Below are 9,262 nucleotides of genomic sequence, written 5' to 3' on the forward strand. Positions count from 1 at the left end.
CATCGCGCTGGTGTTCTCGTTCCATGCGCTGGTCGAGCTGATGCAGTTCATCGCCTCGGCCGATGCGCTGCAGGGCCTGGTGTTCTGGACGCTGGGCTCGCTGGAGCGCGCCGACTGGCAGAAGATCGGCGTGCTCGCGGCGGCGCTGGCCGTGGCGCTGCCGCTGTCGATGCGCAATGCCTGGGCGCTCACCGCGCTGCGGCTGGGCGAGGAGCGCGCGGCCAGCGTCGGCATCGTCGTGCGGAATCGCGCGCAGGGCGCGACGCTGGTGCTGGCATAGTCGGCCGCGGCGGCGCTGGCCGTGTCCCCTTCGGCGGCGCGTTTCGCGGTCTTGGCCGGACGCGCTTTCACCTTGTATTCGTCGGGCGGCAGCAGACTGCCGAGCTTGCTGGGGGGAGTAGGCAAAGGCATGGTGTCCCTCGAGAGGAATCGTGTCGCTTGGGGTGCGCCGCGGTTCGCATCCTGTCACGCGAGGCGTGCAGTTTGCGCGCGGTGGCGCACAGGAGTATCAAATCGCCGGTTCGCCTAGTTTTCGGTCAGCTCCTTGACGGGAAGAGACGCGGCGGGCGCAGCGTGCCGCAAAAGACCATGAAAAAAGCCGCTGCCCCCGAACAGGGACAAGCGGCTCGGCTTCTTGCTGCGTAGCACTGCGCGTCACGGGCCAACGAAACTCGCGCCGACCGACTGCGCAGCTACGAAAAAGAGTGGACTGACGGGCATTCATTGCGGCCCAATATAACCCGCCTCAAAGCGCTTGTACAGCGCCGAGCACCTCGTCGACGTGGCCCGGCACCTTGATGCCGCGCCACTCGCGGCGCAGTACCCCGTCGCCGTCGATCAGGAAGGTCGAGCGCTCGATGCCGCGCACTTCCTTGCCATACATTTTCTTCAGTTTCATGACACCGAACATCGCGCAGAGCGTTTCATCGGGGTCCGAAATCAAGGGGAAGGGCAGCTCCAGCTTGGCCTTGAAATTGTCGTGCGAGCGCAGGCTGTCGCGCGAGACGCCGACGATCTCGGCGCCGGCCTTCTTGAACTTCGGGTACAGATCGCGGAACTGCAAACCTTCGGTGGTGCAGCCCGGCGTATTGTCCTTCGGGTAGAAATACAGCACGAGCTTCTTGCCGTTCAGCGCCGACAGCGTGAAATCGCCGCCGGTCGCCGGTGCGGTGAAATCGGGAATTTGACGGTCGATTTCGACGGACACGGGATTCTCCTGTTGTTATCGGCGGCACGACGCTTCGTCGTGCCGGACATGGCGGGAAAGAGGACGGCGCGCCGGCTGGCGATCAGTCGGGCTGGACGATCAGTTCGCCGGAGCGGCCGGGGATCTCGCCCCACGTGACAGGGTACGATGGCAGCGAGTCGAGGTCCAGCGCGGCATGATAGTCGCCCATCGTCGCGAAGGTGTGACCCTGGGCGCGCCAGCCGGCCAGCAGTTGCTCGAACACCGGCGCGAGCTTCTGGCCTTCGAGCTCGGCATGCAGCGTGAACACCTGGTCGTGCGGATTGTGCTCGGTGCGCGCCAGCAGGTGGGCGGCGACGTTCGATTCGTCGATGCCGTCGATGCCGAGCACCTCGTCGAGCGTCGGCAGGGTGGTGGGCAACTGCACGTGATCCAGCGTGCGGCCCGCCAGCACCGGGCGATAGGGCCCGTGGCCGCGGCCGTCGGAGGCGTAGCGCATGCCCCAGGCGTCGATCTGCTCGAAGGCCGCCGGGTTCATCTGCCAGCCGGCCGCGCCGTGCGTGACGGGCGGCGCGCCGAAGATCTCGATAAAGCGCGCGTGGCTCTTGCCCATCTCGCGGGCCGTCCAGTCGCGCTCGCGGCTGCGCACGTTGTCCTGCCAGTAGACGTGATCCCAGGTGTGGATGCCGCATTCGAAGCCGGCCTCGTGGATCGCGCGCATCTCGCCCACCGCGCGGCGCCCGATGTCGGGCCCCGGCAGCAGCACGCCGTACATCAGTTGGCGGATCCCGTAATGCTCGACCACCGAGGTGCGCGAGACCTTCTTCAGGAAGCCGGGCCGCAGCACGCGGCGCATCGCCCAGCCGGTGTGATCGGGGCCGAGGCTGAACAGGAAGGTCGCGCGCGCGGCATGGCGATCGAAGATGCGCGCCAGGTTCGGCACGCCTTCGCGCGTGCCGCGCAGCGTATCGACGTCGATCTTGAGGACGATGCGGGCCAAGGCGTCAGTTTTGCTGTTCGACCAGGGCGCGCGCGTCGGCCACGTGGCCGCGATACGCCTCGAAGATGTTGCGCAGCGCGTCGTCGAAGGTCGACTGCGGCGCCCAGCCGAGCTCCTGCATGGTGTTGTCGATCTTCGGCACGCGGTTCTGCACGTCCTGGTAGCCGTTGCCGTAGTAGGCGCCGGAGGTCGTCTCGACCAGTTGCACCTGCTTGGCCGAGGCCGCGTACTCGGGGAATTCGGCGGCCAGCTCGAGCATCTTGTTGGCCAGCTCGCGCACCGAGTAGTTGTTGTGCGGGTTGCCGATGTTGTAGATCTTGCCCGAGGCGATGCCGTCCGGGTTCTCGATGATCTTCATCAGCGCGCTGATGCCGTCGTCGACATACGTGAAGGCGCGCTTCTGCGAGCCGCCGTCCACCAGGCTGATGTTCTCGCCGCGCACGATGTGGCCGAGGAACTGCGTGACCACGCGCGAGCTGCCTTCCTTGGGCGTGTAGATCGAGTCCAGGCCCGGGCCGATCCAGTTGAACGGGCGGAACAGCGTGAAGTTCAGGCCTTCCATGCCGTAGCCCCAGATCACGCGGTCCATCAGCTGCTTGGAGCAGGCGTAGATCCAGCGCGGCTTGTTGATCGGGCCGTAGGTCAGCGCCGAGGCATCCGGGTCGAACTGCTCGTCCGAGCACATGCCGTAGACCTCGGAGGTCGACGGAAACACCAGGTGCTTGCGGTACTTGACGGCCGAACGCACGATCGGCAGGTTCGCCTCGAAGTCGAGCTCGAACACGCGCAGCGGCTGCTGCACGTAGGTGGCGGGCGTGGCGATCGCCACCAGCGGCAGGATCACGTCGCACTTCTTGACGTGATACTCCACCCACTCCTTGTTGATGGTGATGTCGCCTTCGAAGAAGTGCATCCGCTCGTGGTTGACGAGATCGCCAAGCCGATCGGTCTGCATGTCCATCCCGAACACTTCCCAATCGGTGGTTTCAAGAATGCGCTTCGACAGGTGATGGCCGATGAAGCCGTTCACACCGAGGATCAGGACTTTTTTTGCTTTCATGACTGACGGGAAGAATCAATGAACTGCGCGAATTGAGCGGGAGACAGGACCGTCTCGTGGTCCGGACGGCCAGGATGCTGCTCGCGCAGCTCGAGGATGGAGACGGCGCGGCTGTCGCCGCAGACGCCGAATAGCGCATTATCGCTTACGTGCAGCCCCGGCGGCAAATCCCGCGCGGCTTGCGCGGCGGGCGAGCCGGGCGCGGCCAGGCGCGCCCGGGCCACCACGAAGCGGCGGCCGTGCAGCTCGGTGAAGGCGCCCGGATAAGGGGGCGCGACCGCCCGGATCAGGTTGTAGACCTCGGCGGCCGGCTTTGACCAGTCGAGGCGGCCGTCCTCGGGCTTGCGCCCGCCGAAGTAGCTGCCCTGCGAGAGATCGTTCGGCAGGTGCGGCGCCTCGCCGGCCAGCAGTGCCGGCAGCACGCGCCAGAGCGTCTGCTCGGCGGCCACGGTGACCTTGTCGAATACCTGGGCGGCGGTGTCGTCGGGCAGGATCGGCACCGCGGTCTGGCCCAGGATGGCGCCCGCGTCGGGCTTGGCGGCCATCTCGTGCAGGGTCGCGCCGGTCTCGGTCTCGCCGCGCAGCACCGCCCAGTTGGTCGGCACGCGGCCGCGGTACTTCGGCAGCAGCGAGCCGTGCATGTTGTAGGCGCCGCGCGCGGCCAGCGCGAGCAGCGCGACCGGCAGCATGTGCCGGTAGTAGAACGAAAAGATGAAATCCGGTTGCGCGGCGGCCACCGCCTCGCGCAGTTCCGCGCCGGCCGGATCGGCCGGCGTGATCACCGCGATGCCGTGCTCGCGCGCCACCGAGGCGACGCTGCCGAACCAGATGTTCTCGCTCGGGCTGTCCTCGTGGGTGACCACCAGGGCGACCTCGACGCCGCGCGCGAGCAGCACCTGCAGGCAGCGCACGCCGACGTTGTGATAGGCGAAGACGACCGCGCGCGGCTTCATCGCGAGGCCTCGCCGGCGGTGCCCGGCAGCGGCAGGTGGGCGCGCTCGGCGCGCTCCTCGAGCACGGTCTGGATCAGGTAGCGCGGCCGCGCGCGCACCTGCTGGTAGATCCGGCCGATGTACTCGCCGAGCAGGCCCAGCGCGAAGATGATCACGCCGAGCAGGAAGAAGGTGATGGCGAACAGCGTGAACACGCCCTGGACTTCCGCGCCGACGATGAAGCGGCGGATCAGCAGCAGCAGGAACAGCGCGGCCGAGCCGATCGAGAGGATCACGCCGACGAAGGACAGCCATTGCAGCGGCACCACCGAGAAGCCGGTGACCAGGTCGAAGTTCAGGCGGATCAGGCTGTACAGCGAGTACTTCGATTCGCCCGCGAAGCGCTCCTCGTGCGCGACGTCGATCTCGGTCGGGTTCTGCGCGAAGGTGTAGGCCAGCGCCGGGATGAAGGTGTTGACCTCGCCGCAGCGGTTGATGGTGTCGATGATCTGGCGGTTGTAGGCGCGCAGCATGCAGCCCTGGTCGGTCATCTTGATGCGCGTGATGCGCTCGCGCAGCCGGTTCATCGCGGCCGAGGCCTTGCGGCGGAACAGGCTGTCCTGGCGCTGCATGCGGATCGTGCCGACGTAGTCGTAGCCTTCGCGCATCTTGTGCACCAGCTTGCCGATCTCCTCGGGCGGGTTCTGCAGGTCGGCGTCGAGCGTGATCACGATCTGGCCGCGCGACTGCTCGAAGCCGGCGAGGATCGCCATGTGCTGGCCGTAGTTGCCGTTGAGCAGGACCACGCGCGTGGTGTCGGGGCGCTTGCGGAACTGCTCGGCGAGCAGGGCTGCCGAGCGGTCGCGGCTGCCGTCGTTGATGAAGATCACTTCGTACGCCGCATCGAGCGCGTCGAGCGCCGGATACAGTCGGGCGAAGAGCGCGGCGAGCCCGTCTTCCTCGTTGTACACTGGGATGACGATCGAGACTTCCGGGTTCGTGGCGCGTGTTTCAGGGTGAGTCATTTCCGCTTATTTTCCGTATCGTTCGCAAATCTGGTTGATCGCCTCGACCACGCGCCCGACCTCCGCCTCGCTCATCTGCGTAAACAGCGGCAGGGTGACGGTCGACGCGCCGAAGCGCTCGGCGTGCGGGAACATGCCTTCGTGGAAGCCGCGCGCGCGATAGAGCGTGAACAGGTGGATCGCCGGGTAGTGCACGCCCGAGCCGATGCCGGCTTCCTTCAGTTGCGCCATGAATTCGCCGCGCGTGAGCGAGAGCCGCTCCAGCGGCAGCGTGATCTGGAACATGTGCCAGTTGCCGTGCTCGAAATCGGCGAGCGGCAGGCCCACGCCCAGCGCCACCGCCGGGCTCGCCTCGAAGGCGGCGAAATAGGCGCGCGCCAGGCGCCGGCGCTGCTCGGTGAAACGCTCGATCTGCGCGAGCTGGCCGAGGCCGACGCGGGCCGCGACATCGGTCAGATTGTACTTGCCGCCCAGCACGTCGCAGTCCATGCCGTCCAGGCCGGTGCGCGTCACACCCTGCAGGCGGTACTTCTGGGCCAGGATCGCCTCGTCCTCGTCGTTGAGCACCAGCGCGCCGCCCTCGATCGAGGTGACGTTCTTGTTCGGGTGGAAGCTGAACGAGACGATGTCGCCGAACGCGCCGATGCGCTTGCCCTTCCAGGTCGAGCCGAGCGCCTGCGCGGCGTCCTCGATCACGCGCAGCTTGTGTTCGCGCGCGATCGCGTAGAGCCGGTCCATGTCGACCGGCAGCCCGGCCAGATAGACGGGGATCACGGCCTTGGTGCGCGGCGTGATGGCGCGCTCGAGCGCGTCCAGGTCGAGGTTGCGGGTGGCCGGGTCGATGTCGACGAACACCGGCGTGGCGCCCACCTCGAGGATCACGTTGGCGGTGGCGACCCAGCTCGCCGGGGTGGTGATCACCTCGTCGCCGGCGCCGACGCCGGCGATGCGCAGGCCGATCTCGAGCGTCGCGGTGCCCGAGTTGAAGCTGCGCACCGGGCGTCCGCCGCAATACTCGGACAGGGCGGCCTCGAAGCGCTGGTTCTGCGGGCCGGTGGTGATCCAGCCGGAACGGAGCACCTCGGTCACGCCCTGGATGGTTTCCTCGTCGATTTCCGGTCGGGTGAGCGGCAAGAACGGCACGGATGTCTGGCTCATGGCGGCGATGGTCTTTAAATGGGGTTGGATCGTATGCGATCCGGCATGCGCATTAAACACTGGTTCGCGAGATTACAACGTCTCTTTTTGTGGGGGGAAGAGGGGGAAGCCGCGATGCCGCGGCTTCGTGCCGTCGCCGGGTCCCTTCCTCGTTCCTTCCGCTCCCGGCGCTCAGCTGCGCGCGAGCACCAGCACGCCGATCAGGATGATGCCGATGCCGATCAGGCGCTGCATCGACAGCACCTCGCCGAACAGGTACCAGGCGGCGAAGGCGTTGACCACGTAGCCGAGCGAGAGCATCGGGTAGGCGATCGAGACGTCCACGCGCGACAGGCCGACGATCCAGACCACCACGCTCAGCACGTAGCAGCCCAGCCCGCCGATGATCGGCAACTGGGTGGCGATCTTGAAGCCGACCGGGATGATGTTGGCGCGCGTGAATTCGAAATGGCCGACGGCATTGACGCCGGCCTTCAGCAGCAATTGCGCGCAGGCGTTGAGCAGCACGCCGGTGACGATGCAGACGAGCGAGACGGGATTCATCGGTTCGGCGTTCCTCAGGATTGGGGCTTCTCGACGACCACGCGGCGGTTGTCGCGCGCGATCAGCTTCATCGGCAGGCCGGCCTTGAGCAGCGCCTCGTAGTGCTCGGGGCGCATCACCGCGATCGCGGCGGGCTCGGCGCGCCAGCGGCGCTCCCATTCCTCGATGGTCGGCACCCATTTCTGCGGCTCGCGCGAGATGCCGAACGTGAGTTCGTCCTGGTAGGCCACCAGGGTGGTGGTATGGCCGACGTAGAAGGGCAGCGTGTGGTCGAGCATCTCGACCGCGTAGAACGGCGTGTCGGGCGGCAGCCTGGCGAATTCGGCGCGGATCGCCGGCGCCAGCAGCGCGCCCGAGCTGTAGCGGCCGAAGGCGTCGTGGCCGGTGCCGCCGATGGTGCCCAGCAGCAGCCAGGCGAGGCCGAACACGAAGGCGGTGGCGGCGATGCCGGCCTTGCCGCGGCGGTTGACCCACAGCGCCACCAGGGTCAGCACGAAGGCGACTGCGAGCGCCGCCCACACCCAATGCTGGAATTCCACGTACTGCGAATTCGGGGTGCGTTCGTCGCCGAGCTGGCCGAGCACCGCGCAGCCGGCGGCGGCCGCGACCAGGAACAGGAGGTAGCCGATCAGGTGCAGGCGGTAGCGCTCGCGTGCCACCAGCGGCAGGTAGGCGCCCAGCACCAGGGCCAGCGAGGGCGCGATCGGCAGCACATAGGACACCAGCTTCGAGTGCGAGGCGCTGAAGAACAGGAAGATGAACCCGCTCCAGACCAGCAGCACCATCATCGGCGCGAAGCCGTTGGGCTGGCGCGGCATGCGCCAGGCGTGGCGCAGGCTCTGCACGGCGATCGACAGCCAGGGCAGGAAGCCCACCAGCAGCACCGCCACGAAGTAGTAGACGGGGCCCGGGCGGTTCTGCTCGGGCGTCAGGTAGCGGCGGAACTGCTGGACCACGAAGAAGAAGTCGAAGAATTCGGGATTGCGCTGCTGCACCAGCACGAACCAGGGCGTGGCGAGCGCGAAGAAGATCACCACGCCGCTGACCAGGTGCAGGCGCTTCCACAGCGCCCAGTCGCGCGCGATCAGCGTGTAGAGCACCAGCACCGCGCCGGGCAGGATCACGCCGATCAGGCCCTTGGAGAGCACCGCGAGCGCCATCGAGGCCCAGCACAGCCACATCCAGCCGCGCGTCGCGCCGGTGGCGAGGCCCGGGCGCTGGGCCAGCAGCAGCGCGCAGAGCGTGACCGTCATCCAGAACGACAGGCCCATGTCGAGCGTGTTGAAGTGGCCCATCAGGTTCCAGTACGGCGAGGCGGCCAGCACCACCGCGGCGCACAGGCCCGCCACCGGGTTGAACACGCGCGCGCCGGTGTAGCCCACCAGCAGGATCCCGCCGAAGCTGACCAGCGCCGTGTAGAGGCGCGCCTGCCAGGCGCCGATGCCGAACCAGGCGAAGCTCAGGGCATTGAGCCAGGTCTGCAGCGGCGGCTTTTCGAAATACTTGTAGCCGTTGTAGCGCGGCGTGATCCAGTCGCCGGTCACGAACATCTCGCGCGCCATCTCGGCGTAGCGGCCTTCGTCGCTGGGGATCAGGTGGCGCAGCCCGAGCGGGCCGAACCAGATCAGCGCGAGGCCCAGCAGGATCAGTAGGAGTACGGCACGGTTGAGCGGCAGCCTCGATGGCGTATCGGTCATGGAGTCGGTCAGCCTGTCAGACGAACGGAAAACGGAATTCGGAATCGGAAAAGCGGCATGCCGCGGGCGCGGCGCCGCCGGCTTTGTAACGCATCGCGCCTTAACGTTCAATTAAAGACGCTTCGATCCCTCGATGTCGGTTCGGATGATGGGAGGGATCGGAGGGATGATGGAGCCGGGCCGGGATGCCGGGACGAGCGGCGCGCCTCAGGCGGCCGGACGTTCGATCAGCAGCGCCGCGGCCACCTTGCGGCCTTCGCCCATCAGGATGTTGTAGGTCCGGCAGGCGGCCTGGAAGTCCATGGTCTCGACGCCGATCCGGCGCGCGGCCAGTGCGGCGGTCAGCCGCGGATGCGGGAAGCGCAGGCGCGCGCCGCTGCCGAAGATCACGACTTCCGGGGACGGATCGAGCAGCAGCTCGAAATGGCGGGCCTCCAGCGCCTCGAAGGCGTCGACCGGCCAGGCCATCACGGGCGAGGCCGGCAGCACGATCACGCTGTGCTCGTGGCGTGCCAGGTTGATGTCGACGTAGTCGGGGCGATTGTCGAGGAACACGGCCTGGTCGGGCAGGAAACGGCCACTGGCCCGCACGCGACGAAACTCGACCGCCTTCAGGACCACCGGCGCCGAACCCGCCACGAACGGGGTCGCATGCTCGTAG

General features: G+C 67.4%; 10 protein-coding genes and 1 pseudogene. 2 read left to right on the forward strand and 9 right to left on the reverse strand.

Going from position 1 to position 9,262, the window contains the following annotated elements; genetic code table 11:
- Positions 1 to 280 (forward strand): iron chelate uptake ABC transporter family permease subunit (locus tag F3J18_RS33255; RefSeq protein WP_240156480.1); only part of this gene is annotated, 280 nt, incomplete at its 5' end.
- A gap of 62 nt (positions 281 to 342) precedes the next feature.
- Positions 343 to 548: pseudogene (locus F3J18_RS38725) on the forward strand (hypothetical protein); the annotation flags it as partial.
- A 197-nt stretch (positions 549 to 745) separates the two neighbouring features.
- Here F3J18_RS38725 and F3J18_RS33260 read toward each other — a convergent pair.
- The 9 genes from F3J18_RS33260 to F3J18_RS33300 all read right to left on the reverse strand — a co-directional run bounded on the left by F3J18_RS33260 (position 746) and on the right by F3J18_RS33300 (position 9,192).
- Positions 746 to 1,207 carry a peroxiredoxin gene (locus F3J18_RS33260; protein WP_025097627.1) on the reverse strand — a complete coding sequence of 154 codons (462 nt, stop codon included), beginning with the start codon at positions 1,205 to 1,207 and terminating at the stop codon, positions 746 to 748.
- Between the two features lie 82 nt (positions 1,208 to 1,289).
- Positions 1,290 to 2,186, reverse strand: coding sequence for a polysaccharide deacetylase family protein (locus tag F3J18_RS33265; RefSeq protein ID WP_166916349.1), 897 nt, complete (start codon positions 2,184 to 2,186; stop codon positions 1,290 to 1,292).
- 4 nt (positions 2,187 to 2,190) lie between these two features.
- Positions 2,191 to 3,246 (reverse strand): bifunctional UDP-4-keto-pentose/UDP-xylose synthase, encoded by a 1,056-nt coding sequence (locus tag F3J18_RS33270; RefSeq protein ID WP_013698287.1) that lies wholly within the window; start codon positions 3,244 to 3,246, stop codon positions 2,191 to 2,193.
- On the reverse strand, positions 3,243 to 4,199 hold the full coding sequence (locus F3J18_RS33275; protein WP_017920888.1) for a formyltransferase: 957 nt from the start codon (positions 4,197 to 4,199) through the stop codon (positions 3,243 to 3,245). The genes F3J18_RS33270 and F3J18_RS33275 overlap by 4 nt, the downstream gene beginning before the upstream one ends.
- Complete coding sequence (locus tag F3J18_RS33280) at positions 4,196 to 5,203, reverse strand: glycosyltransferase (RefSeq protein WP_166916351.1); 1,008 nt, start codon at positions 5,201 to 5,203, stop codon at positions 4,196 to 4,198. Before F3J18_RS33280 ends, F3J18_RS33275 begins: the two co-directional genes overlap by 4 nt.
- A 6-nt stretch (positions 5,204 to 5,209) precedes the next feature.
- A complete protein-coding gene (locus F3J18_RS33285; protein WP_166916353.1) occupies positions 5,210 to 6,361 on the reverse strand; it encodes a DegT/DnrJ/EryC1/StrS aminotransferase family protein in 1,152 nt (383 codons plus the stop codon).
- A gap of 171 nt (positions 6,362 to 6,532) precedes the next feature.
- A complete protein-coding gene (locus tag F3J18_RS33290) occupies positions 6,533 to 6,904 on the reverse strand; it encodes an EamA family transporter (protein WP_025097631.1) in 372 nt (123 codons plus the stop codon).
- Positions 6,905 to 6,918: 14 nt separating this feature from the next.
- Positions 6,919 to 8,601, reverse strand: a complete 1,683-nt coding sequence (locus F3J18_RS33295) for a glycosyltransferase family 39 protein (protein WP_166916355.1) — start codon at positions 8,599 to 8,601, stop codon at positions 6,919 to 6,921.
- A 207-nt stretch (positions 8,602 to 8,808) separates the two neighbouring features.
- Positions 8,809 to 9,192 carry an Mth938-like domain-containing protein gene (locus F3J18_RS33300; RefSeq protein ID WP_166916357.1) on the reverse strand — a complete coding sequence of 128 codons (384 nt, stop codon included), beginning with the start codon at positions 9,190 to 9,192 and terminating at the stop codon, positions 8,809 to 8,811.
- Positions 9,193 to 9,262 lie beyond the last annotated feature (70 nt).

Origin of the sequence: Burkholderia sp. Ax-1720, from assembly GCF_011753035.1 — a bacterium.
Lineage (GTDB): Bacteria > Pseudomonadota > Gammaproteobacteria > Burkholderiales > Burkholderiaceae > Burkholderia > Burkholderia gladioli.